Annotated in this window: 17 protein-coding genes; 5 read left to right on the forward strand and 12 right to left on the reverse strand. The window is 58.3% G+C overall.

Going from position 1 to position 26085, the window contains the following annotated elements; translation table 11 throughout:
* Nucleotide 1 precedes the first annotated feature (1 nt).
* Nucleotides 2–262 (forward strand): class I ribonucleotide reductase maintenance protein YfaE, encoded by a 261-nt coding sequence (gene yfaE / locus NR114_RS16735; protein WP_048759285.1) that lies wholly within the window; start codon nucleotides 2–4, stop codon nucleotides 260–262.
* Nucleotides 263–556: 294 nt separating this feature from the next.
* Here yfaE and NR114_RS16740 read toward each other — a convergent pair whose 3' ends face one another.
* On the reverse strand, nucleotides 557–1753 hold the full coding sequence (locus NR114_RS16740) for a nicotinamide mononucleotide deamidase-related protein YfaY (RefSeq protein ID WP_234528933.1): 1197 nt from the start codon (nucleotides 1751–1753) through the stop codon (nucleotides 557–559).
* 244 nt (nucleotides 1754–1997) lie between these two features.
* Here NR114_RS16740 and tyrP point away from each other — a divergent pair, with 244 nt between their 5' ends.
* Nucleotides 1998–3206, forward strand: a complete 1209-nt coding sequence (gene tyrP, locus NR114_RS16745) for a tyrosine transporter TyrP (protein WP_041414776.1) — start codon at nucleotides 1998–2000, stop codon at nucleotides 3204–3206.
* Nucleotides 3207–3256: 50 nt separating this feature from the next.
* Here tyrP and NR114_RS16750 read toward each other — a convergent pair whose 3' ends face one another.
* A complete protein-coding gene (locus NR114_RS16750) occupies nucleotides 3257–3799 on the reverse strand; it encodes a YfaZ family outer membrane protein (RefSeq protein ID WP_020827818.1) in 543 nt (180 codons plus the stop codon).
* 334 nt (nucleotides 3800–4133) lie between these two features.
* On the opposite strand from NR114_RS16750, the gene katA reads away from it, so the two are divergent.
* The gene (katA, locus tag NR114_RS16755; RefSeq protein ID WP_048759292.1) at nucleotides 4134–5570 is read left to right on the forward strand and encodes a catalase KatA; all 1437 of its coding nucleotides are present in this window, start codon (nucleotides 4134–4136) and stop codon (nucleotides 5568–5570) included.
* Nucleotides 5571–5748: 178 nt separating this feature from the next.
* On the opposite strand, the gene menE is transcribed toward katA, so the two are convergent.
* The 6 genes from menE to menF form a co-directional block, all read right to left on the reverse strand.
* On the reverse strand, nucleotides 5749–7134 hold the full coding sequence (menE, locus tag NR114_RS16760; protein ID WP_048763028.1) for an o-succinylbenzoate--CoA ligase: 1386 nt from the start codon (nucleotides 7132–7134) through the stop codon (nucleotides 5749–5751).
* A complete protein-coding gene (gene menC / locus NR114_RS16765; protein ID WP_174574544.1) occupies nucleotides 7122–8093 on the reverse strand; it encodes an o-succinylbenzoate synthase in 972 nt (323 codons plus the stop codon). The genes menE and menC overlap by 13 nt, the downstream gene beginning before the upstream one ends.
* 11 nt (nucleotides 8094–8104) lie before the next feature.
* Nucleotides 8105–8962: a 1,4-dihydroxy-2-naphthoyl-CoA synthase gene (menB, locus tag NR114_RS16770; protein ID WP_020827822.1), complete on the reverse strand. Its 858-nt coding sequence runs from the start codon at nucleotides 8960–8962 to the stop codon at nucleotides 8105–8107.
* Nucleotides 8963–8973: 11 nt separating this feature from the next.
* Nucleotides 8974–9741, reverse strand: coding sequence for a 2-succinyl-6-hydroxy-2,4-cyclohexadiene-1-carboxylate synthase (gene menH, locus NR114_RS16775; protein WP_020827823.1), 768 nt, complete (start codon nucleotides 9739–9741; stop codon nucleotides 8974–8976).
* The gene (gene menD / locus NR114_RS16780; RefSeq protein WP_115058422.1) at nucleotides 9741–11414 is read right to left on the reverse strand and encodes a 2-succinyl-5-enolpyruvyl-6-hydroxy-3-cyclohexene-1-carboxylic-acid synthase; all 1674 of its coding nucleotides are present in this window, start codon (nucleotides 11412–11414) and stop codon (nucleotides 9741–9743) included. Before menD ends, menH begins: the two co-directional genes overlap by 1 nt.
* A 251-nt stretch (nucleotides 11415–11665) precedes the next feature.
* Nucleotides 11666–12958, reverse strand: a complete 1293-nt coding sequence (menF, locus tag NR114_RS16785; RefSeq protein ID WP_234528932.1) for an isochorismate synthase MenF — start codon at nucleotides 12956–12958, stop codon at nucleotides 11666–11668.
* A gap of 287 nt (nucleotides 12959–13245) precedes the next feature.
* On the opposite strand from menF, the gene NR114_RS16790 reads away from it, so the two are divergent.
* Nucleotides 13246–21888, forward strand: coding sequence for a GH36-type glycosyl hydrolase domain-containing protein (locus tag NR114_RS16790; RefSeq protein ID WP_256813470.1), 8643 nt, complete (start codon nucleotides 13246–13248; stop codon nucleotides 21886–21888).
* Nucleotides 21889–21931: 43 nt separating this feature from the next.
* Here NR114_RS16790 and elaB read toward each other — a convergent pair whose 3' ends face one another.
* The 3 genes from elaB to idnO form a co-directional block, all read right to left on the reverse strand.
* The gene (elaB, locus tag NR114_RS16795) at nucleotides 21932–22243 is read right to left on the reverse strand and encodes a stress response protein ElaB (protein ID WP_020827827.1); all 312 of its coding nucleotides are present in this window, start codon (nucleotides 22241–22243) and stop codon (nucleotides 21932–21934) included.
* 86 nt (nucleotides 22244–22329) lie between these two features.
* Complete coding sequence (gene idnD / locus NR114_RS16800; protein WP_234528930.1) at nucleotides 22330–23361, reverse strand: L-idonate 5-dehydrogenase; 1032 nt, start codon at nucleotides 23359–23361, stop codon at nucleotides 22330–22332.
* Between the two features lie 24 nt (nucleotides 23362–23385).
* Nucleotides 23386–24150, reverse strand: a complete 765-nt coding sequence (gene idnO / locus NR114_RS16805) for a gluconate 5-dehydrogenase (protein ID WP_020827829.1) — start codon at nucleotides 24148–24150, stop codon at nucleotides 23386–23388.
* A 269-nt stretch (nucleotides 24151–24419) separates the two neighbouring features.
* Between idnO and NR114_RS16810 the strand changes: the two genes are divergently transcribed.
* The gene (locus tag NR114_RS16810; protein ID WP_020827830.1) at nucleotides 24420–25403 is read left to right on the forward strand and encodes a LacI family DNA-binding transcriptional regulator; all 984 of its coding nucleotides are present in this window, start codon (nucleotides 24420–24422) and stop codon (nucleotides 25401–25403) included.
* A 1-nt stretch (nucleotide 25404) separates the two neighbouring features.
* On the opposite strand, the gene NR114_RS16815 is transcribed toward NR114_RS16810, so the two are convergent.
* Entirely contained in the window at nucleotides 25405–25899 is a 495-nt protein-coding gene (locus tag NR114_RS16815; RefSeq protein WP_020827831.1) for a DUF1097 domain-containing protein, read from the reverse strand.
* Between the last annotated feature and the right edge of the window lie 186 nt (nucleotides 25900–26085).

Consider the following 26085-nt stretch of genomic DNA (forward strand, 5'->3'; position numbering starts at 1 on the left):
GATGGCATCATCAATCGTGACGCTGCGTACCACTGGTACGCAGCTTGCCTGCCCAAAAAGTGAAAATTGCCTGCTCGACGTGCTCGAATTGCACGACGTTGAGGTGGAATATCAGTGCCGTTCCGGCTACTGCGGCGCCTGCCGCCTGAAGCTGGTAAAAGGTGAAGTGACCTACCGCCAACAGCCATTGGCGTTTATCAACCAGGGTGAAATCCTGCCTTGCTGTTGCATGCCGCTGACGGATATCGAGTTGGAAATCTGATTTTCAAGAACATCCTTCCATCACCTGAATATACCCTATGACTTTCGAGTTGTAGCCAACAACGCTGCAGCTTGAAAGGCGACGGGTATAAATACCAAAATCGTAATAGATACAACGACTAACGAGTGAAACATCTGCTTTAACTGCATGCTTGCCTCCTTGCTGTGAAGAGGCTAGCGTAACGGTGTCTAGGCGGTATGTGCAGCCCCATTCTGATTGAGAGTCAATACCGTTTGGGGCTTTCATCTATCCGCCTTGCCACACAATGCCCAAGACCAACAGTCTCAAGCCTCCCTATTCGATAATCTCCAGCGTCTCCAGCCAGGCATTCCTGCCGCATACCGGCCCACCGTTCAACCACCGCCGCAGCATGTCTAGCGCCAGCATCGCCACCGACTCTTGCCTTAACCGCAGGCTATGCCGCGCAGCCCGATAACGTACCGTCTGCCCGATGCTGCCTTTTGGCGTATGCAGCCCAATGCTCACCCGATCGCCGCTCATGGCGCTGACCGCCAATGCCAGCTGCGCCCCGGTCAGTTCCGCCAACGAACGAGCGCGCGCCAACGTGGTTTCCAGCGTTTCCACGCAGTGCGACGGCAACAATTCGCCACCGGCCAACGGCGCCCCTTCGCTTTGCAGTTGTAGATTGATCAGCCCGGCGCTGAACTGTTCGCTCAGCGCCAACTTCAGCCCTTGCTGATTCAACCGCTGTGTCAGCACTGCCGGCAGGCCAAGGGTTCCTTCAAACAGGGTGTTATCACCCGCAACCTGACGAACCCGCTCCCACGCTTGCTCCATCGCCGCACGCTGGGCAACCGGGCCGGTCAGCTTCAGTTCAATGATCGGGCTGGAGGAACGATAACCCAGAACCACATCCGGCGGCAGCGGCATGCCGTCCAGCTCAGCAGCCAGATCGCTTTCCGAAGTACCAAAAGTGGTTAACCGCAGGCACAGCGGTGGTGCCGGTAAGGTAAAACGCTGACGCAGGCGCGGCACAATTTGCTGTTCGACCATCACTTTGAATTCAGATGGCACGCCGGGCGTGAAAAACATCATGCATCGGTTCAGTTTCAAAGCAAAACCACAGGCGGTGCCAACCGGGTTGTCGAGCATCTCTGCGTTAGCGGGGATGTGCGCCTGCTTGCGGTTTGAGGCCGCCATCGGCCTGCCGCGCTCGGCAAAATACGCCTCGATACGCGCCATCCATTCAGCATGCTCAACCAGCTCGACGCCGCAGGCGGTCGCGGCCGCCTGAGCACTGAGATCGTCACTGGTCGGCCCCAGACCGCCGTTAACGATCAGCACGTCGGCGATATGACTGCGTTCCTGTAATGTTTCGATCAGAGAGGAGATACTGTCCCCCACCGTTTCACGGCCGCTCATCGGCATGCCCTGCTGGAACAGATAGTCTGCCAGCCAGGCGGCGTTGGTATCTATAATTTGCCCGTGTAGCACCTCATCACCAGTGCTGAGCATCTCCACCCTTAACATTGATCTCTCCCACATTTTCCGATCTTTCCACTATAGAAGCCTGTAAATAAGTTTTCACTAGGCACCACCAGTTAATTTCGGTTAAAGGCATTTTTTTGCGAGATAGCGCAGCCTGCAACATCGTAAAGATAAGTTAACAGCACCCGTAACGCCCGTTTGACACGAAATATTCCATCAACTATCCTGCCGCACTTAGAATCAGTTACCTATAATTTTCCAAAATCTTTGGTTGATAGAGAAAAACGTGAAAAATCGCACGCTTGGCAGTGTATTTATCGTAGCAGGAACCACCATCGGCGCCGGGATGCTGGCAATGCCGTTGGCGGCGGCCGGTGTAGGCTTCGGCGTCACCCTGGCTCTGTTAGTCGGCCTGTGGCTGTTGATGTGTTATACCGCGCTGCTGCTGGTCGAAGTCTATCAACATGAACAGGCCGATACCGGCCTCGGTACCCTGGCAAAGCGCTACCTCGGCGGCGGCGGCCAATGGCTGACCAGCTTCAGCATGATGTTTTTGATGTATGCCCTGACTGCCGCCTATATCAGCGGCGCCGGTGAATTGCTGGCGGCCAGCATCAGCCAGTGGACATCGCAGGACTTCCCCACCACGCTTGGCGTATTGCTGTTTACTCTGGTGGCCGGCGGCGTAGTCTGCATCGGCACACATTCGGTCGATCTGTTTAACCGTATTCTGTTCAGCGCCAAAGTGGTGTTTCTGATTGTCATGCTGGGCCTGATGCTGCCCAATATCCACCAGACCAACCTGATGACGCTCCCACTGGAGCAAGGGCTGGCGCTGTCGGCCATTCCGGTGATCTTCACGTCGTTCGGCTTTCACGGCAGCGTGCCAAGCATCGTGAACTACATGGGCGGCAACATCCGCAAGCTGCGTTGGGTGTTCATTATCGGCAGCGCAATTCCGCTGATAGCCTATATTTTCTGGCAGTTGGCCACGCTCGGCAGCATCAGCTCCACCACTTTCGTCGGTATCCTGGCACAGCAAGCCGGTCTGAACGGCCTGTTGCAGGCGGTGCGCGACGTCGTGGCTTCCCCACATGTCGAACTGGCGGTGCATTTGTTTGCCGATCTGGCGCTGGCAACCTCCTTCCTGGGGGTAGCGCTCGGGCTGTTTGATTTCCTGGCCGATTTGTTCAAGCGCCAGGATAACGTACGAGGCCGTCTGCAGACCGGTGCCATCACCTTCTTGCCGCCGCTGGCTTTCGCGTTGTTCTATCCACGTGGCTTTGTGCTGGCGCTGGGCTTCGCCGCCATCGCGCTGGCAGTGCTGGCGTTGCTGCTACCGTCAATGCTGGTGTGGAAAACGCGTCAACAGCATCAGGCGAAATACCGAGTCTGGGGAGGTACTCCGGCGCTGGCGGTGGTGTTTGTCTGCGGGGTGACGGTGATTGCCATTCAGGTGGGTATCGCCAGCGGTATCCTGCCGGCCGTCGGCTAATAGATTTTTCGATAAAACGAAGGGGCCAATTGGCCCCTTCGCTGTTTGTATCAGAAGCTCAGACCCACGCCAACATAAGGGCCATCGGCCAAGGTGTTGTCACGACGCCCGTCCTTACCTTGCATCTGAATATAGCGGTAACCCACATCTACGCTAAGCGGGCGGAAAACCGTCCAACGCAGGCCGCCGCTGGCTTCGTTGTAAGCCTTAACGCCACTGGTCAGTGATTCCGGGGCGAAATAGCCTTCGCCATGCAGGCTGAGAGAACGCGTGATTGCCCAGTCAAGACCGCCGCCCAGTGCCAAAGCCCCACCGCTCTTACCGTCCTTCGGGCTCAGATACAGCGCCTTGCCCCCTAACGTCGCAGTCAACGGCCCCAGTGGCAGGCCGAAGTTCAGCCCCAGGCTGCCAACGTTGCCGTTATGATCGCTACGGGCCCAGTTACCCGTTAAACCCAAACCGCTGGTGCCTGTGTCCTGACCGAAGCCGAGGTTGGTGTAATGCTTGCCGGCTTCGCCAGACAGGCTGAGCGCGTTCGCCGCACCGGTCATAAACAGCATGCTTGCCGCGCAGGCGACCAAAGTCTTTTTCATCGTCTATCCCTCTTGCTACTTCATCCATTAAGAATGATATGAGTTAACCCGTAATAATACCGTCACGAGTCTATACCAAACCACAACCAGTCCTTAAGGGATAAAAGCGAAAAAATTCTTCTGTAATCAAATGAATGTAAAGTTTTGCAAGGAAAAGCGTCCTCCCGGGTGGCAATAGCAACGATAACCCAGACCTATTTGCCGAGTGCGTTCAATAGGTCTACAACTAGTAGTGGCATTGATTAGGGTCAGGGTGAGAACGCCCTGGCGGATTATGATGAAAGCTTGAGTCGCCCAAGTCTTCACTCAATTGCAATACGATAAGGAGCAAGTGATGAGCAAGAAAGGACTGACCACCGCAGCCGGAGCCCCGGTTGTCGATAATAATAACGTGATCACCGCAGGTAAACGCGGCCCGATGTTGCTGCAGGACGTTTGGTTCCTGGAAAAGCTGGCTCACTTCGACCGTGAAGTGATCCCCGAGCGCCGCATGCACGCCAAAGGATCCGGCGCCTACGGCACTTTTACCGTCACCCACGATATTACCCAGTACACCCGCGCAAAAATCTTCTCTGAAATCGGCAAGCAAACTGACATGTTTATCCGCTTCTCCACCGTAGCCGGTGAACGCGGGGCCGCCGACGCCGAACGCGACATTCGCGGTTTCGCGATGAAGTTTTATACCGAGGAGGGCAATTGGGACCTGGTGGGTAACGACACCCCGGTGTTTTACCTGCGCGACCCGCTGAAATTCCCCGATCTTAACCACGTGGTCAAACGCGATCCGCGTACCAATCTGCGCAACCCAACTTATAAATGGGATTTCTTCTCGCTGTCGCCGGAAAGCCTGCACCAATTGACCATAGACTTCAGCGACCGCGGCATCCCGAAATCTTACCGCCATATGCACGGCTTCGGCAGCCACACCTTCAGCTTTATCAATGCCAACAACGAACGCTTCTGGGTTAAATTCCACTTCCGCTGCGAACAAGGCATTGAAAACCTGATGGATGACGAAGCGGAGGCGATCATTGCCAAAGACCGTGAAAGCTCACAGCGCGATTTGTATGAAGCCATCGAACGGGGTGATTACCCGCGCTGGAAACTGCAGATTCAGATCATGCCGGAACACGAAGCCTCGCAGACGCCTTACAACCCCTTCGATCTGACCAAGGTATGGCCGCACGGCGATTACCCGTTAATCGACGTTGGCTTCTTCGAGCTGCACCGCAACCCGGAAAACTACTTCGCGGAAGTGGAACAAGTGGCGTTGAACCCAGCCAACGTAGTGCCTGGGATCAGCTTCTCGCCGGATAAAATGCTGCAGGGTCGCCTGTTCTCTTACGGGGATGCCCACCGCTACCGTCTGGGCGTTAACCATCATCAAATCCCGGTTAACGGCGCAAAATGCCCGTTCCACAACTACCACCGCGACGGCGCGATGCGCGTGGACGGCAACAGCGGTAACGGCGCGACCTACGAGCCAAACAGCTTTGGCCTGTTCCAGGAGCAACCGGACTTTAGAGAGCCACCGTTGAGCATTGAAGGAGCCGCCGACCACTGGAATCACCGTGAAGACGGGGATTACTTCAGCCAGCCGCGCGCGCTGTTCAACCTGTTGAGCGCAGAAGAACATCAGCGTATGTTCACCCGTATCGCCGGTGAGCTATCGCAGGTGCCGGAACAGATCCAGCGCCGTCAGGTCGATTTGTTCACCCAAGTGCATCCGGATTACGGCGCTGGCGTAGCCAAAGCGCTGGGCCTGAAATAACCGTCGGCAGTCACTGAGGCCGTTGAAAAGTGCTCTGTTGTTTAATGGTAGGGGCGCAGCATGCTGCGCCCAATAGCATAATCAATGGGTTAAATCGGGTCGAACATGTTCGACCCCTACCGGTTTAGCCGTTTCGCAGGTTTGTCAGCAGTCTGAGGCCGCCTTTGGGCGGCCTTTTTTATCGATGGGATAGTTGTTCAGCCACCCATTGCTGCAGTTGACGGCGGGAGATCTTGATCCCCCCGGTTTTCAACTCGGCGGGCATCGCCAACAAAGCAACCGGCCGTTGGAAATTCACCAGACGATCCTGCGACCACGCCAGCAGATCTTCCAGCAAAAGCGGTACCCCACTGTCGATCACTGCCACTGGTCGTTGGCCAAACTCGGCGTCATCCACCGGCACCACCACCACCTGCAAGATCTGCGAGTGAGCCGCCAGCACGCGTTCGATATCCTCCGGCTGAATGCCTTCCCCACCGCTGAAAAACAGGTTATCCAACCGGCCAATGATCCGCAGTTCACCCTGTTCCATGACGCCGCGATCGCGGGTATGAAACCAGCCTTGATCATCGACGAGCGGCAGCAACGCACCGCGTTGCCAATATCCCAACGCCAGACTCAGCGCACGGATCCACACTTCCTCATTCACCAGCTTAACTTCCCGACCAGCCAATGGCAGCCCAACGCCTGGCAGCCCGTCAGCGCGCTTGGCACACACCGTGGAAGCCAGTTCGGTCAGGCCGTAGCCGCACCAACAGCGAATGCCTGCCGCCTCCGCCTGCGCGGTCAGCTCTGGCGGGATCATCGCGCCCCCGAGCAGCACTTTCTTCAACGTCAGCGCCGCCAGCGGCTGCGCCAACAAACGCCAAAGCTGTGTCGGCACCAGCGAGGCATGGGTACACCCTGCCAATGCGTCAGCCAGAGGATGCATATCACGCACCACCAGTCCGGCCCCCGCCGCCAGCCAGCGCCAGACAATGCCCTGGCCGGAAACGTGAAACAGCGGTAAAGACAGTAGCCAGCGGTCCTGAGGTTGGAAGTCCATCAGCCGCAGTACCCCTTCGGCGCTGGCCAGATGCGCGGCATAGCTGTGCGCAGCGGCCTTTGGTCTGCCGCTGGAGCCGGAGGTCAAGGTCAGCGTCGCCAGCCTTTGCGCATCCCAACGCGGTGGATTCAGCCAGCGAGATTCGGTAGAGGGAGGGGTTAAAGGGATGACCGTGGCCGGTAAGGTCGGTAACCGGTCCGGACTGAAAGCAAAATCGATATCCAGATCAGGCAGCAACGTCGCCAACTGGGCCGCGGGCAGCGCCGGATTCAACGGCAGCAGCCGCGCACCGCACTGCAACAGCGCCAAATAAGCCAACAGCAACGGGTAGCTGTTCTTGCCGCATAACGCCACGCCACAGCCGGGCTCGACGCCCTGATGCTGAAAATCTGCCGCCAGCCTATCCACCTGACGGCGCAACACCAGCCAACTCACCGGCTGGTGCCCCACCGTCACCGCCGTCGCCTGTGGCCGTCGCTGCGCCCACTGCCGCCACGGCCAGTCTTTTAGCTGCGCCATAAACACTCCAGCGCTGATGTATCCAATAGTGGCAGCTCGCTGTCCGGCCAAGGGCGTAGCAGCTGCGCCTGCATCAGATCCAGCGTGTCCAGTCCAGGTACGGTATTCGGCGTCAGCCAGTGCGCGATGCGTGCCAGTTGCGTCAACCCCAGGCTCGATTCGATGCTGGAGCTGATCACCGCCGTTAACCCCGCCGCATGGGCCTGCTCCACCAGGGTACGGCAACGAACCAGACTGCCGGTCAAGGTTGGTTTAATGACGATCGCTGCCACGCCCGGTTCGGCCTGTACCACAAAGTCCGCCTCGCGCACGCTTTCGTCCCAAGCGATAGCAATGCCGGTCGCCAGCGCGAAATCCCGCGATTCATCACGGGTTTTGCAAGGCTCTTCAAGGAAAGCAATGCGTTCACGCAGCGCCGGTGCCACGTATTTAGCGAACCCGTCCGCCTTGGCACGAGTCCAACTGCGGTTAGCGTCCAGCCGCAGACGCAAATCGGGCAGGGCTTCCAGCAAGACGTTGACTATCATGCCGTCGCGCACCGCCTCATACAGCCCAACCTTCACCTTGGCAACTTTCTCTCCCGGCAGCGCGGTCAATACCGCGAACAGCTCGTCAGGATCGCCGGTACACAGCGGCGCTTTGCGGTAATCTGCCTGCAGCGGCAACCGCTGTTCCAATTCCGCCAACGCGCAGCTGGTGCCGAACGCTACCGAAGGCAACGGGCTGTCTGACGGCAAGGTCCCGCCTTGCCAGTCCTGTACCCAGCGCAGCGCAGCCTGCTCGGCCTGCGCCAGCGTTTCCTGGCTGAACTCCGGCAGCGGCGCTATCTCACCCCAGCCTTCCTGCCCGCCCTGCTGCAGATGGATCAGCAAACCATCGCGGGTTTTCAGCCGCTGGTTGCGCAGCACCACGCCAGCCTCCATCGGCAGGCTGTAACGGTAAACGGCGGCGTTACGGATCGGAGCATTCATTACGGATTACGCTTGAATTTGCTGAAGTCCGGCTGGCGTTTTTCGTTGAACGCGTTGCGCCCTTCCTGACCCTCATCAGTCATGTAGAACAGCATGGTGGCGTTACCCGCCAGCTCCTGCAGACCGGCCTGACCGTCGCAGTCGGCATTCAGGGCCGCTTTCAGGCAGCGCAGCGCCATCGGGCTGTTTTGCAGCATTTCACGACACCAGCGTACGGTTTCTTTTTCCAGACTCGCCAAGGGCACCACGGTGTTGACCAGGCCCATGTCCAGCGCGGCGGCAGCATCATACTGACGGCACAGGAACCAGATCTCGCGCGCTTTCTTCTGGCCGACGATACGTGCCATGTAAGAAGCGCCCCAACCGCCGTCGAACGACCCCACTTTCGGCCCGGTCTGGCCGAAGATGGCGTTATCCGCCGCGATGGTCAGGTCGCACATCATATGCAATACGTGACCGCCGCCGATCGAATAGCCGGCAACCATCGCCACCACGGGTTTCGGGCAGGTGCGGATCTGGCGCTGGAAGTCGAGCACGTTCAGATGGTGCACGCCGCTTTCATCCTGATAACCGCCGTAATCGCCGCGCACTTTCTGATCGCCGCCGGAGCAGAAGGCTTTGTCGCCGGCGCCGGTGAGAATAATGGTGCCGATGCCGTCGTCGTAGCGGGCATTGGACAGCGCTTCGATCATCTCTTTCACCGTGTGCGGCCGGAAGGCATTACGCACCTGCGGACGGTTAATGGTGATTTTAGCGATGCCGTCGCTGGACTTGTGGTAGAGGATATCTTCGAAATCACCGGAGCAATCCTGCCACTCGATGGCGGCGTACAGCTGTTCTTCATTCGGATAGAGCATGTTCTGTTCCTTTAACCAGGGTTAACGAGAAAAGTGCGCAGTTCGGCGACGAAATCCTGCGGGTTGGCCAGGTGCGAGTTATGCCCGGCCTGCGGCACGATGCGTAACGGCAACCCGGCGTCACGCGCCAACTGCTGAAATTTGTGATCGTCAGCACCGCACAACACCACCAGCGGTATCGCCAGCTGTTGCAATTGCGGCACCAGACAGGGCTGCTTGCCCAGCGAAGTGGCTTCCAGCATGTCCGCCACTGCCGCGCCGGAATTGTCCTTGCGGGCACCGATCAGCGCATCGCGGTGCACCGCGCTGAGATTGGCGAAGACCGGCTGCTGGTACCAGTCCGCCAGCACCTGTTCAATGGGTTCGTGGCGGAAACGTTCCGCCCAGGCCGCATCATGCGTCAGACGTTGAGCACGCAGGGCCGGATCGGCCAGTCCGGGATTGCCGCCTTCAATAATTACCCCTTGCAGGCCGGTAGTGTCGCCGCAGCAGGCGTGGTACATGGCTATGCGCCCACCCAATGAATAGCCCACCAGCCAATAGCGTTCGATACCGTGCATCTGCAAGGTGCTGCTGATTTGCGTGCTGATATCGTCAAAGCTGCTGCAGGTCACCGCAACGGAATCGCCGTGGCCCGGCAGGTCGATCGCCAGCGACGGCCACTCCGGGCAGCGGGAGGCGATCACCCGCCATTCATTGTTGTTGCCCAACAGGCCATGCAGCCAGATTAACCAGGGCCGATCGGCTTCGCCCTGTTGCAAGACTTTTGTCGCCAGCATTATTGCTCCGCCATCTGTTGCACCAGATGCTGCAACGTCTGTGCACCATCGCTCGGCGGCACCTGCAGCTCAATCAGCGTGGCACCGCTGTGGCGCCACCCCTGTTCCACCGCCTGCAGCAACTGTCCCCAGTTTTCCGGGCGGGCGTAAGCGAGTTGGAACATCGCTGCGGCATGGCTGAACTCCACGTCCTGCGGCATGCAGTAGAAACGCTGCCGGTCTTCTTCCGGCGTTGGCAGCAATGAAAAAATCTGGCCGCCATTATTATTGACCACGATCAGCACCGTTGGCGCAGAGCATTGACGCAGCAGCGCCAGCGCGTTCAGGTCATACAGGGCGGAAAGATCCCCCACCACCGCCAGCGTTGGTTTGGCGGTGGCCCGCTGCACGCCTGCGGCGGTAGAGATCAGGCCGTCGATGCCGCTGGCACCGCGATTGCTGAACACCGGATAACCCGCCGGCAAGCGGGTCAAGGCATCAATCAAGCGTACGATCAGGCTGTTGCCCAGAAACAGCTGGCCGTTTTCCGGTAGCAGCTCCGGCAGGCGGTGCGCCAACTGCGCCTCGCCAAAGCGGTTGACCAGGTGGCCCGAGACTGCGTCCAGCGCGTTATCCGCCAGCTGCGTCAGTTCATCCGCCCAAGGGGTGCGAGGCTGGGCCGGATGCAACTCAAGCCACTGCGCCACGCTGGAACGAATGCGCCGCCCCCGGTGGTGCGCCGGGTCGAGTCGCCCCGGTAAATCGTCGATCAACCAATATTCCTGCGGCTGGCACTGCTCCTGCCACTGCAGCAGGCGTTTACCGGTCAGGCTGCTGCCGAACTGCACCACCAGTTGCGCATCCGCCAGCCGTTTTTGCGCCTGCGGCTGAGCCAACCATAAATCGGCACAGGGCAGCGGTTGCCCGGTCTGAGACAAGACGTCGCCTATCAATGGCCAGCCGAGCATGGCGGCCCATTGCGCCACCTGCTCGCCCTCCTCCGCACTCATGCGGCCCGCCACTACCACGCCCCGTTTTTGCCGCCAGAAGAACCAGTCTGGCTGTTTGAGCACCACGTGTGGATCCATTTCACGCAGCCAGGGCTGGCTGCCTTGCCACCAGTCGCCAAGCGTCGCGGACCAATCGTCGTACTGCTGCTCATCGCCGCCGTACAACGGTTCGGCAAAGGGGCAGTTAATATGCAGCGCGCCGTGATGCAAACGTGCCATGGCGCTGTCGAGGGTGGAAACCAGCCAACTGGCGGAAATATCCGGCGTCGGGCGCGGCAGATCGAGACTCAAAGATGGATGGCTGGCATACAGGCCGTTTTGGCGGATGGCCTGATTGGCACCGCAGTTGATCAGCTCAGGTGGACGATCGGCCGTGAGAAACACCAGCCGTTCGCCGGTCAGTCCGGCTTCGATCAAGGAAGGGTACAGGTTGGCGGCCGCAGTGCCGGAAGTGACGATGACCGCCACCGGCTCCCGCGACGCCTTCGCCAGGCCAAGCGCCAAATGGCCCAGCCCGCGCTCGTCAAAATGGGTATGGCAGATAAAAGACTTGTTGGCCGCCGCAGCCAGCGTCAAAGGCGTAGAGCGCGATCCCGGAGCGATACAAACATGCCGCACTCCATGGCGAGCCAGCGCTTCCAACAGCAACGCCGCCCACCGGCGATTAAAAACACTTGTCGACATAGTTCGCTCACAAGTCGGTTAACAGAATCTGCCTCTGGCACCCGCCGATCGGCGGCATGCCAAAATGATGTTCTGCATTATATGAGTAGTTATCTTTACGACTTTTGCGCCAGCGCAAAAACGCCGTACATCCCGGTGACTTTATGGTAGACAATCAATTGATTTAGAACAAAAAATAAACATAAAAATCACACGCAGTTTACACTCACCGCGCCGTTCTCTCAATAAATCCGTAACCCAAGCAGGGAAATTCAGGGCAAAGCGTCTGGTTGTAACAACGTCAGCAACCCGGCGGCCTTGTTTTCGATCTCCAGCCACTCTTCGGCGGCGTCGGAACCGCTCACGATACCGGCCCCGGCGTACAGCCGTAATCGGTCGCCGTCTAACTGCGCGCAGCGTAGCGATACGCAAAACTCGCTGCGGGACGCGGACAAATAGCCGGCAGAACCGGCATACCAGCCGCGGGAGAAGGGTTCATGCTGCAGGATAAATTCGCGTGCTGCCTGACGCGGCAAGCCGGCGACCGCCGCCGTAGGCTGTAACCGATGCAAGCAATCGGCATCGTCCTCACGTTTCAGCCGGCCTTCAATACGGCGCCGCAGGTGCTGCACCTTACGCAAACGCACCACTTCCGGCGGCAACACATCCACGGCATTAGCTCCCCCTTGCAGGCGCTGGCAGATGTCGTCCACCACCAGCAGATTTTCACGCCGGTTCTTGCCATCCTGCAGCAACCATTGCGCCAGGGCCTGAGCCTGTTGGTGTTCGGGGTGATTAGCCACGGTGCCCGCGAGAGCTTCCGTCAGCAGTTGACGCCCCTTGCGCAGATACAGCCTTTCCGGGCTGGAACCGAGAAAGGCGGAATCTGCATCAAATCGCAGCATATAGTGGTAACATCGGTGGTTCACTCTGCGGCTGGCTTCCATCATCGCCGGCGCAAACAACGGGCCATCCAGCGTCAGTAGCGTACTGCGCGCCAACACCACCTTCTCCATCTGTTGCCGATCTATCGCCTTCAGCGCTTCGTGCAACATGGTTTCCCACCCGGCACGTTCCGGTTGATGCTGCACCTTTCTCACTTTCGCCTTTAATGGCGTCATAGGCCGTGCAGCCACGCTATTTTCCAGCCAGCGCTCGGCGACGAGCGCATCGTCGCGTAGCGAGCTTTCAGAAAACAGATTCAGCATTAATTGTGTTTCACCCTCGCGGGTCAAAATTTCCAGGCGTGGCAAAAATAAATGCGCCGTGCCATCGAAGGCGTTCAGCCCCCACACCCGCGCACCTTCATGCGCCTTGAGAAATGCCTGTGCTTGTTCCGGTTGGGTAAACAGGCGCAGTGCACCGCAGGCCGCGGCCTCTTCATGCCCGTCGCGATGATGCCAGTAAAACTGAGGGAATGTCGGCTGTGCCGCTAACCATGCCAGCAAGGGGGTGGTCAACGGCGCGGGAACGGGAAGTGCAAGCTGGCGGAAGCCGCCCGCCACGGGAAAATGTTGTTCAAACTGCCGGCGTAATAGCCGCAGCAATGCCGAAAGTTGTTCCACGGCCACCTCAATAACCAAACTTAATGTAGGGAATTATACGGTAAATCAAGGATCAACGGCGGAAAAATAGCGTCATAACGCCAACGGCAGGGCCCGCAAATTGTTTATTAAAATTAAACAATCAGCTCAAAAAGCGGCCAAGAATGCATTGTACGACTATACTGAGAAAGCATGTTCCTGCCTGCTGTGAACCCACGCCAGATCTTACTGGCGCTAAAAACAGGATGTTCACGCTCTCCCAGCGGTTTCACCGGCTGTCCTTTGGGTCAGATGTAAGGAGCTTTTGTGTGAAAGAAATACTAATCAATTGGTTAAAAAAACAACGTAAAAATTCGAAAATTAAATCATTGCCGCTGCGGCGTCAAAAAGACGCTCCTGACAACAGCGGCGGTGCCATTAAGGCAGAACTGTTTTCTGTCGATCAAATGGAGCGTTACGGGCAACGCCTGGCGCGTTCCCATAAGCTGGCAACGCGCAAAACGCCCTACTACCTGCTGAAGCGTCTGGACGACAACGAACGCATTTTGGCGGAAAGCTGCCACCAGCTCAGCAACGGCAAGAAAGCCAGCATGACTCCCGCCGGCGAATGGCTGCTGGACAATTACTATCTGATTGAAGAACAAATCCGCGTTGTGCGCCACCACTTGCCGAAAACCTTCGGTCGCGGTCTGCCGCAGCTGGCGCCGCCGCATAACTGTCCGCGGATCTATGACGTGGCTGCCGAAGCCATCGCGCACGGTGACGGCCACTGGGACGCCGAAAGCCTCACGCGGTATATCGCCGCCTATCAAAAAGAAGTCAATCTGACGCTCGGCGAACTCTGGGCGCTGCCCGGCATGCTGCGCCTGGCGTTGATCGAAAACCTGCGCCGAGTCAGCGTGGAAGTCGCACAGGCCCAACAGGAACGCAATCTGGCCGACAGCTGGGTGACGAAAATGCTGGAGTCGGCGGAAAACGATCCCGCCAACCTGATCGTGGTGATCGCCGATATGGCGCGATCCAATCCCCCACGCACCAGCGCCTTTGTTGCCGAGCTGGTGCGCCGCCTGCAGGGGCACGGTACCATGCTGGCGCTCCCACTCACCTGGGTAGAGCAGCGTCTGGCGGAAGTCAGCCTGACCTCAGATGAATTGATCCACCGCTTTAACCAGCAACTGGCCGTCAGCCAGCTGTCGGTCAGCAACAGCATCTCCGGCCTGCGCCAGCTAAGCGAAATGGATTGGGCAGAATTTGTCGAAACCATGAGCCAGGTAGAACAGACCCTGCGTGAAGATCCCGCCGGTGTTTACCCTTTGATGCACTTCACAACCCGCGACAACTACCGCCACGTGATCGAAATGCTGGCGCGCTACTGTCCACGTAATGAAGTGCAGGTCGCTCAACACGTGCTTAATATGGCGCGCGTAGCGGCTGAAGACCCGTCCAGCGATCCACGCCGCAGCCACATCGGTTACTACCTGGTTGACGATGGTCGCCCCGAACTTGAGCAGCAATTGGAAGTGCGGCTCGGTAAAATTACCCGGCTGCGCCATGCATTGAATCAGGCACCGTTGCTTTCCTGGCTCGGCAGCCTGAGCCTGATCACCACCGCGTTTTGCGCGGAACTGCTGCGTCACGCATACAGCACCGGCATCAGTTGGGGACTGGTGCTGCTGTTCTTCCCCATGGCTATCGTGGTCAGCCAGTTCGTGCTCAATTTACTCAGCGAGGTCACTACCCGCAGCCGCACGCCGCAACCCTTGCCGCGGTTAGATTTCTCCTGCGGTATTCCCGCTGAATTCCGCACCCTGGTAGCGATCCCGACGTTAATCGACAGCAAAAGCGGCGTCGATAAACTGATCAATGCGCTTGAGGTTTGTTATCTGGGCAACGCGATGAAACATTTGCACTTTGCCCTGCTCACCGACTTCAACGATGCGCCCCAACAACGGCATGCGGACGACGCAGCCCTGCTGGATTACGCCTGCCGACAGATGGAAGCATTGAACGGACGCTATCCCTGCGAAGGGCCCAGCCACTTTTTCCTGTTTCACCGCGACCGCGAATGGAATGAAAAACAGGGAGTATGGATGGGGTTGGAACGAAAACGCGGCAAACTGAATGCGCTCAACGACTGGCTGCGCAACCGAGGTAACGCCTTCTGCACGCAGATTGGCGATGGGCTGGAGGTGCTGAAAAACGTCAAGTATGTCATTACGCTCGACAGCGATACCGTCCTGCCACGCGAAAGCGCCCATCAGCTGATCGCTGCGATGGCGCACCCGCTCAATCAGCCCCAGTACGATGCGCGCCAGCAACGGGTGGTTGAAGGCTATGCCATTTTGCAACCGCGCATGGCCGAAGAAATCCCCAGCTACGGCCAGGGCCGTTATGCCGCCCTGTGCAGCAGCACGCCGGGTAATGACCCCTATACGCTGATGGCCTCGGATATCTATCAGGATCTGTTTGGCGAAGGCTCGTTTATCGGCAAAGGCATTTACGACGTGGACGTGTTCTCCCACAGCCTGAAAGGCACCTGCCCGGCGAACCTGGTACTGAGTCACGATCTGCTGGAGGGCTGTTACGCCCGCTCCGGCCTGCTGAGCGACGTGCTGCTGTACGAGCAATATCCCAGCAATTATCTGGTGGACGTCGCGCGCCGCACGCGCTGGATCCGCGGCGACTGGCAATTGCTCAACTGGCTTCTGCCCAGGGTTAAAACCGAAGATGGCAGCCGCACCGCCAATCCGCTGAGCACCCTGTCGCGCTGGAAGCTGTTCGATAACCTGCGCCGCAGCCTGACCTCACCCAGCCTGTTGCTGTTACTGTTTTGCGGTTTTGTCTGGCTGCCTAACACCCGTTATTGGCTAGGGATTTTCGCTATCATTCTGCTGCTGCCGACGCTGTTGGCCCTGATACAGGATGTGGTGCGCAAACCGCCGCGCAGGCCTTTCTTGCAACATTTGCTGTTGGCGTTGAACGGTTCGCTACATCGCCTTGCACAGGTCGGGCTACGGTTGGCGACCTTGCCGCATGAAGCACTGTATAGCCTGAAAGCGATTGCCGTGACCCTGTGGCGACTGTTGATTAGCAAGCGCAATCTGCAAGAGTGGACCAGCTACGATCAATCCAAGGCTCGTCAGCAGGTCACGCTGGAAAACTTCTATCGTGCGATGTGGATCAACCCGGTCGCCGGTGCCGCACTGCTGTTGTTCAGTTTTCTGCATAATCCAATGGCGCTGTTTATCACACTACCATTCGCCACTCTGTGGATCCTGTCGCCATTCCTGCTGTACTACCTCAGCCAGGAACCGCAGCGCAGCAAAACCGCCATCAACGACGAACAACGGCGCTTTCTGCGCCAAACCAGCCGCCAAACCTGGGACTTCTTCAATACCTTCGTCAACCAGCAGGAAAACTGGCTGCCGCCGGATAACTACCAGGAAATACCGGAGCCGGTGGTGGCGCACCGTACCTCACCGACCAATATCGGCCTGTCGTTATTGGCAAACCTCACCGCCTATGACTTCGGCTATCTGACGCTCAGCGACGCACTGCGGCGCATCGAACTGACGCTCAACACTCTGGATCGGCTGGAACACTATCGCGGCCATTTGTACAACTGGTACGACACCCGCACCCTGGAGCCGCTGAACCCACGTTATATCTCTAGCGTCGACAGCGGCAACCTGGCCGGTCACCTGCTGACGCTCAGCGCCGGCTTGCCGGCACTGGCCCACCAGCCAGCCATAGATCCGCTGCGGGTGCTGACCGGTCTTGGTGACAGCCTGCAACTGCTGGAACAGCACTGGGGCGACGCCGCACCGAAAAACCTGTCGAAGCTGCGCAACCATTGGGAGCAGGCCCACCACAGCCACCCGGCAGCCCTGCTGGCGGAACTGAATGCCATGCGCAACTACAGCAACGGGCTGCAGGAACCGGCGCTAAATCATGATGAGGAAACCAAACGCTGGGCCGGAGCCTTGCACCAGCAGCTTAACGAACTGTGTGCCGAATGGGCACAGTGGTTCGGCTGGCTGAGTGACGGCATGCCCGAACTGGAGCAGGTGCCCAGCCTACACTGGCTGGCTAACCCGCCTGGCCAGTTGACGCTGTCGCCGGAACAGCAAAATCAGCTGAGCGCGGCGGGTGCGCTGGCGCAGGAACGTCTGACGCAGTTGCAAAGCCTGCAGCAGCGGTTGGAAAAAATGGCGCAAATGGATTTCAACTTCCTGTATGACGAATCAACCCATTTGCTGACCGTTGGCTTTAACTGCGATCAAAACAAGATGGACAGCAGTAAATACGACCTGCTGGCCTCCGAGATTCGTTTAACCAACTACGTCGCCATCGCCACCAATCAGGTACCGCAGCGCAGCTGGTTCGCACTTGGCCGCCTGTTCACCGTGATCGACCACGAACCCGCGCTGATGTCGTGGAGTGGGTCGATGTTTGAGTACCTGATGCCACAGTTGGTGATGCCCGCCTACCCTGATTCACTGCTGGTGCAGATGTGCCATGCGGCGGTGGAGCGGCAGATTGCCTGGGGTAAGGAACGCGGCGTTCCCTGGGGTATTTCCGAATCCGGTTACTTCGGTTTCGACGCCGACCAAAACTATCAGTATCACGCCTTTGGCGTTCCGGGCCTGGGCCTGAGACGCGGGCTGGGTGACGATATGGTGGTGGCGCCTTACGCCACGGTGATGGCGCTGATTGTCGATCCAGACGCCGCTTGCAATAACCTAGTTACGTTGGAGAAAAATGGGGCCAAAGGCCGCTACGGTTTCTACGAAGCGCTGGATTACACCACCGCTCGCCTAAGCCGGGGGCAACTGTATGTCATCATCCGTTCCTATATGGCGCACCACCAGGGCATGAGCTTCCTTGCCCTGTCGCATCTGTTGCTGGATGCGCCTATGGTTGCGCGCTTCGCTGAGTATCCGGCGTTCCAGTCAGCGCGGCTGTTGCTGCAGGAACGGGTGCCGGATGCAGTCGAGCTGTACAGCACCCGTCGCCATTTCGAAACCCACGAGGGTACCATCACCCCGGCCAGCTTCGCCGCACGCGAGTTCAACCGTGTGGACTCCCCGATCCCCGAAGTGCAGTTGCTGTCCAACGCCAACTATCACCTGATGCTCACCCAGGCCGGCGGCAGCTACAGCCGCTGGCAGAATCTGGCCTTGACCCGCTGGCGCGAAGACGCCACCTGCGATAACTGGGGCGCTTTCTGTTACCTGCGCGACCCGCAAACCGGTGAGGTCTGGAGCAATACCTGGCAACCGATCGGTGGTGCCGCCAAGGGGTACAGCGCCGTGTTCAACGACGCCGGGGCCGAGTTCCAGCGTCAGCAAGGGTCGCTGTCGGTGAAAACGCAGGTGGTGGTATCGCCGGAAGATGATATTGAGCTGCGCCGCGTGACGTTGGTCAACCGCAGCAAGCAACCGCGCACCATCGAAATCACCAGCTATGCAGAAGTGGTGCTGGCACCGGCCGGCAATGATCTGGCCCACCCGGCGTTCAGCAACCTGTTCGTACAAACCGAGCTGTTGCCGGATCAAGACGCCATTTTGTGCCACCGCCGCCCGCGCGAACCGAAAGAAAAATGCCCGTGGTTACTGCACATGATGACGGTGCAAGGCCGCACCAGCCAGACGTCGTTCGAAACCGATCGCGCCAAATTTATCGGCCGCGGCCGCACCCCGGCCAATCCGCAGGCGCTGTATCAAAATACCCCGCTAAGCAACAGCGCCGGACCGGTCATTGATCCGATCATCGCTATCCGTCAGCGCGTGGTACTGGAACCAAATGTACCGCTCACACTGGATATCTTCTATGGCGTCAGTGAAGACCGCGCCAGCAGCCTGGCGATGCTGGAAAAATACCGCGATCGCCATTTGGCAGACCGGGTGTTTGAACTGGCCTGGTCGCACAGCCAGGTGGTACTGCGTCAACTGAACGCCAATGAGGATGACGCCAACCTGTTCAATCGTCTGGCCAGCGCGGTGGTCTTCCCGGCGCAGGAAATGCGCGCCGCCAGCAGCGAAATCATTAACAACCGCCGTGGCCAGTCTGGGCTGTGGGGATATTCAATCTCCGGCGATCTGCCGATTGTGCTGTTGACCGTGACCGACGGCGAAAACATCGAGCTGGTTCGGCAACTGATCCAGGCGCACAACTACTGGCGTCTGAAAGGGTTGCAGGTGGATCTGGTGATCCTCAATGAAGATATCGGCGGCTACCGTCAGGATCTGCAAAACCAGATCATGGGCCTGATCGCCGCCGGCATGGAATCGACCCAAACCGATAAGCCGGGCGGCATCTTCGTACGCACCAGCGAACATATGTCACCGGAAGATCATCGTCTGCTGCTCAGCGTCGCGCGTATTTACCTCGACGATCGACGCGGCGGTTTAACCGAGCAGCTCAACCAGCGCCTGCAGTTGCCACAGATCCTGCAGCAACCGCTGTCGCCGGTGACCGCCTCGTCGAAACTGGCGACGGTGGATAATTTGCCGCGCAACCTGCATTCGCCGCAGTTGCCCGACATTGCCGCGCTGCAGTTCTATAACGGCCTCGGCGGCTTCTCGGAGAATGGCCGCGAATATGTGATTGCGATGAACGAAAGCAAGATCACCCCGGCGCCCTGGTCGAACGTGATGGCCAACCCGATGTTCGGCTCGGTGGTTTCGGAAAGCGGCCAGGCCTACACCTGGTACGAAAACGCCCACGAATACCGTCTCACGCCTTGGGACAACGATCCCATCTGTGACCGCAGCGGCGAAGCTTTCTACCTGCGCGACGAAGAGAGCGGCCATTTCTGGTCGCCAACCCCGCTGCCCGCCCGGGGCCGTGGCCATTACCTGACCCGTCACGGTTTCGGCTACAGCGTTTTCGATCACCGCGAAAGCGGCATCGACAGCCAGTTCACCCTGCTGGTGGCCAAAGATGCCCCGGTAAAACTGTTCCTGCTGACGCTGACCAACACCTCAGGACGCACCCGCAAGCTCTCGGCTACCGGTTATGTGGAGTTTATCCTCGGCGATCTGCGGCAAAAGTCGGCCATGCATATCGTCACCCAGGCGGCTTCGTCTGAAAACGGCTGCGGTATCCTGGCGACCAACCACTATGGGGGCAACGGATCGGATCGCACCGCGTTCTTCGGCGTCTCGGGGGCGCATTGTTCGCTCACTGGCGACCGGCGTGAATTTATCGGTCGTAATGGTTCGCTGACCAATCCGGCGGTGCTAAAACTGCGGCGCCTGTCTGACAAAGTCGGCGCCGGTATGGATCCGTGCGGCGCGGTGCAGTCGGCCATCAGCCTGATCGACGGCGATCAACGCAGCTTTGTGTTCGCCCTCGGGTTGGGGCAAAACGCCGAAGAAGCCGAAGCGCTGCTGCACAAATACCTCCAGGAGGACAACCTGCAGGATGAGTTGCAACAGGTGTCTGCGCACTGGGACGGTATTCTCAACAAAGTGCAGATAGGGACGCCGCAACCGGCCGTCGATTTACTGGCCAATGGCTGGCTGCTGTACCAGACCCTTGCCTGCCGTATTCAGGCGCGCAGCGGTTACTACCAATCCGGCGGTGCCTTTGGCTTCCGCGATCAACTGCAGGATACTTTGGCACTGACTCACGCCGCCCCGGAACGGCTGCGGGAACAGATCCTGCTGTGCGCTTCGCGCCAGTTCGTCGAAGGCGACGTGCAACACTGGTGGCATCCGCCGCAGGGCAACGGCGTGCGCACCCGCTGTTCGGATGACTATTTGTGGTTGCCGCTGGCCATTTGCCACTATCTGGACGCCACCGACGATCAGAGCATCCTGGATGAACAGGTGGGCTATCTGGAGGCGCGCAAACTGGCACCCGGCGAGGAGTCTTCCTATGAACAACCGGCGCAGAGCGTAACGCAAGAAACCTTGTATCAGCATGGCGTCCGGGCGTTAAAACACGGATTGAACTTCGGCGAACACGGTCTGCCGCTGATGGGAGCCGGTGACTGGAACGACGGCATGAATATGGTGGGCCTGGAGGGGCGTGGCGAGAGCGTCTGGCTTGGCTTCTTCCTGTTCCATATCCTGCAGCGTTACGGCAAGTTGGCAACCGCGCGTCATGACGACGAACTGGCGACGCTATGCCGCCAACAGGCCGATACGCTGCGCAATAATCTGCGTGACCATGCCTGGGACGGCGAATGGTACCGTCGGGGCTATTTCGACAGCGGGGAGCCGCTGGGCTCTCATCAGTCGGCGGAGTGCCGTATCGACGCCATTGCCCAAAGTTGGTCAGTACTGTCCGGTGCCGGTGATGCGCCGCGCAGCCTGCAAGCCATGCAGTCGCTGGATAAACACCTGGTCGACAACCAGGCCGGCCTGATCAAACTGCTGACGCCGCCTTTTGACGGCAACGGCCCGAATCCGGGCTATATCCGCGGCTATCTGCCTGGCGTGCGGGAAAACGGCGGACAATATACCCATGGCGCGGTGTGGGCGGTGATGGCCTTCGCCGAAATGGGCAATATCGAGCGCGCCTGGGAACTGATGGCGCTGATCAACCCGATCAATCACAGCCTGGACAGTACCGCGGTGGAACGCTACAAGGTCGAGCCGTATGTGGTTACCGCCGATATTTACGCGGTGGCGCCGCACGTCGGTCGCGGCGGCTGGAGCTGGTATACCGGCTCTGCCGGTTGGATGTATCGGCTGATCCTCGAATCACTGCTGGGACTGAAACGCCATGGCGATCGGCTGAGCGTCAACACCCGCCTGCCGGCAGACTGGCCACAGGTGACGCTTAACTACCGGGAGGGTAGCAGCGAATATCGGTTGGTTGTTCGTCAGGGGCAAGGCGCGGCACAGGTCAGCGTCGACGGTGAAAAACAGTCGGAAGCCGTGATAACGCTGGTAGACGATGGCAAAATCCATCAGGTGGAAGTGACATTGGGGCAGTAAATATCGGGGCGCGGCGGGTGCCGCGCCCAACGTCTACAGGCCGTTATTTACGCGCCAGCAACAAGCCCAGTACCAGACCAACCGTGGCGCCAATCCCTACGCTGCACCAGGGGTTTTCACGCACGTAACCGTCGGTTCGGCAAACGGCGTCCTTGGCACGCGCATAGTAGGACTCGGTGGTGTCAGCCAACCGCGACTTGACCTCACTCAATGCCTCTTCGGCATGAGCTTTGATATCGATATAGGCCTGATCGGCACGATCGCCGGAGTACTTCAACACTTCTTCCAGCGTGTCGCTCAGCATTCTCAGATCGTCATCGAGCGTGGTTTGATCCGCATCCGTATTTCTCGCCATGGTAAGTTCTCCGTGTTTAAAAAAAGAAACGGCCCTTAACTATAGACAAGGATCGCCGATCCCCGCCATCAGACTGATGCCTAAAATCAGAACACCAGTTGGACTTTGGCGGCCCGGCTCTTGTCGCCGGCAAACGTCAGCGCCTCAGCCAGTTGACGATTGTCGAACTCGGCGGACAGCAGCGGCAGCGGATTGACTGTTCCCTCGGCCAACCACGTCACCGCCAAGGCGAACTCTTCAACAAACCGGAAGGATCCCAGCAGATTCAGCTCTTTGGCGATCAACAGCATCAGCGGGAAATCCGGGAAGCTGCTTCCCATACCGACTTGCACCACCGTCCCCTTGGCGCGGGTGACCTCCAGACAACGCTGCAACGACAGTGGATGGCCGGAGACTTCAAAAGCGATATCGAAGTACCCTTTTTCCTGCTGATAGCTGCTGAAATCGTCATTGCCGGCGTGCAGACAGCGGGATGCCCCCATCTCTCCAGCGATATCCAGGCAACGCGGGCTGAGATCGGCGCAGACAATTTCGTCGGCACCCAACGCCTTCAGCGCCGCCACCAGCAGGCAGCCGATCGGGCCGACGCCGGACACAAATACCTTTTTCCCTTTCACTTCACCGGGCTGCCTGGCGGCATGTATCGCCACCGCCAGCGGCTCGGCAAAAACCATCACCTTCTCGTCGCAGTTGGCGTCGAACGCAATGCACTGCGCGCTATCAACCACCTTGTACTGGGTAAAAGCGCCGTCAACATGTGGGAAGTACATCGCGCTGCCGAAAAAGCGCATTTGAGTACATTGATTTTGTTGATCCGCCAGGCAATACTTACACTCCCCGCAGGGCTTGCTGGGGTTTAACGCCACTTTCTGGCCCACGGGCAGACGAGCCGTGTCGCTGGCGACCACTTCACCGATCACCTCATGGCCCAGCACCATCGGCTGAAGCACCTGAAAACTGCCGACTTTACCCTCCTGATAATAATGCAGGTCTGATCCGCAGATGCCACCACGGGTGATTTTCACCAGCGTGCCGTGGCCCTGATACTCAACCTCCTGCTCCACTACCGCCACGTCATATTTGCCGTTGACCACGCAGGATTGGGTTTGAATTTTCATCATCATATTCTCATAAGCAGGCGGCTATACCGCGGCCGACATTCCGCCATCGACAAACAGCAGGTGACCATTGACAAAATCAGAGGCTTTGGACGACAGGAACACCGCCGCGCCAATCAACTCCTGCGGATCGCCCCAACGGGCAGCCGGGGTACGCTTGGTCAGCCAGGCGGTAAACTCTTGGTTGTCCGCCAGTGCCTGAGTCATTTCGGTTTTGAAGTAGCCCGGGGCAATACCATTGACCTGAATGTTGTAGCGCGCCAGCTCTACGCACATGCCGCGCGTGAGCATTTTCACCGCCCCTTTGGAAGCGGCATAGGGGGTGATGGTGTCGCGGCCAAGTTCGCTCTGCATCGAGCCGATATTGATGATTTTACCGCTTTGACGCTGCACCATATGGCGGGCTACGGCTTGTGACACCATAAATACCGCCTTCTGGTTGACGGCAATAATGTCGTCCCAGTCTTTTTCCGGGAATTCGGTAAACGGGTGGCGACGCTGTATGCCCGCGTTGTTAATCAACACATCGATCCCACCGCTTTGCGCCTCAATTTTCTCAATAGCGGCATGAATGGCCTGGGAGTTAGTGACATCAAAGGCCGCGGCATCGGCGCGGAAGCCCTCACGGCGCAGTGCTTCAACGGCTCGCTGGGCGTTTTCCTCGGTGGTCGCATTGACCAAGATGTGAGCGCCGTACTCCGCCAGCCCACGCGCCAGCAGAAAACCAATGCCCCGAGAAGCGCCGGTAATCAGTACTTTTTTATTATCCAGTGAAAATAAGTTGTTCATAACGTCCCCGGCAGTGTCATTCAGATAAGACAGGTGCCTATCTCAGCGGATCGCCGCCGGCAAAAACGTGATGACGATCACTTAAAACAGTGTTACTAAAACCTGTTACCTTTAACGTGAAGCCACGCAATCTCGCGGGAAACAAACTCAACACATTTCATTGAAAAATAAGATTTTTATACTTTATGTCGTCGATTGTTATCACTAAATCGATTTGTTAACATGGCGTTATTCGCGATTTCGCCGCCCCACCCTGTTAAGGCCTCAGAATGAAGAACCAACGCGTCACGCTGCAAGATATTGCGCTGCTCGCCGGCGTGACCAAAATGACCGTCAGCCGCTATCTGCGTACGCCGGAAAAGGTGGCGGCCGAAACCGCCGAGAAAATTGCCCAAGTGATGAAGGAAGTTAACTTTACCGACGGCGATGAAGCACGCTCAACGCAAAAGCCGCGCATTGGCGTTTTGATCCCCTCGTTCAACAACCAAATTTTCGCCGATCTGCTGGCCGGAATCGAATCCATCACTCTGGAACAGGGCTACCAAACCCTGGTAGTGAACTATGACTACAGTCGACAGCGCGAAGAAGAGCATATCGTCCAACTGCTGGCTTACCCGATCGCCGGGCTGATCCTGACGGATTCGGAGCATACTCTGCGGGCGGAAAAGTACCTGACGGCCGCCAAAATCCCGGTGGCGCAGGTGATGGATCTGGAAGGTCCGGAAGGAAGGATCGCCGTGGGGTTCGATAACTTCCAGGCGGGTTACGACATGACCGAAGCGCTGCTGGCCAGCGGTAAGCGTCAGGTGGTTTATTTCGGCGCCATGTCCGATGCGCGCGACACCAAACGTTTTCAGGGCTACTGCCGGGCGATGGAAAAACAGGGCCTGACACCGCGCCAAATCACACCGCACCGTGTTTCGTCGGTGACGGTCGGCTCCGACATGCTGGCCATGGCACGGCAGCTCTACCCGGATTTGGACGGTATCTTATGCACCAATGACGATCTGGCCGTTGGGGTCTTACAGGAGTGTCTGCGGCTGGGGCTGCGGGTTCCGCAGGATATCGCTTTGTCGGGATTTCACGGCCTGGATATCGGCAAAGCCACCACGCCGGGCATCGCCAGCGTTATTACACCCAGGTTTGATATCGGCAAGGTGGCCACAGAGATCTTGTTGAAACGCATTAAAGGGGTGCCGTGCATTGAGCGCGTTGATCTGCACTACCGCATCTCACTCGGCGGCACCATTTAACTCAGCGGTTAACATGTTCGGTAACAGCGGCCGCCGGTTTCGGTTTTTCGCTGCGCGCCGCCAGCCACAGACCGCTGTTTTTCATCGCGTAGCCAAACACTAATCCCACCAACAGGGAAAGGGTCACCAGAGACCAATTGCCGCCGCCGGCGAAGGTGGCGCAAGCGCCGATAAAGGTGCCGGGCACAAAACCCAGCCACTGCTGCTTTGCCTGAATGCACATCAGAAAAGCCACCGCGCCGGTCAGCAGATAACCGAGCAGGCTCCAGCCGGGCGCCAGCTCACTGCCGTGAATGATCGCCATCGCCCAAAATACCCCGCTGCAGCAGGTCAGTGTGCTGATCAACAACCCTTTCAGCCCCCCCTGCGGGCAAGCAAAATAGGCCGTACAGCCCAGGAAACCGGCCCAACTGATCAGCCCCAGGCTAACAGCCACCCATCCCCACACGCCGGAGAGGATCCCGGTAGTCACAGCAATGGCAAAAAGAACGTTCATAAACTGACCCGCAGCAAAGAAAGCGCGCAGTTTACGCGAAAATCGGCAAATTCAAGTGATGTAAATCACAAAAATTTTGTAATGAGAAATACTGAAATTGCAGAATTGAGAAATTTGTCACAAAAAAAACCAGCGTGACTAGCACGCTGGAAATGACACACAACAACACCAGGGAAATCGTTCGCC

This window comes from Serratia sp. Ser99 (assembly GCF_024519545.1).
In the GTDB taxonomy this organism is placed as follows: Bacteria; Pseudomonadota; Gammaproteobacteria; order Enterobacterales; family Enterobacteriaceae; genus Serratia; species Serratia liquefaciens.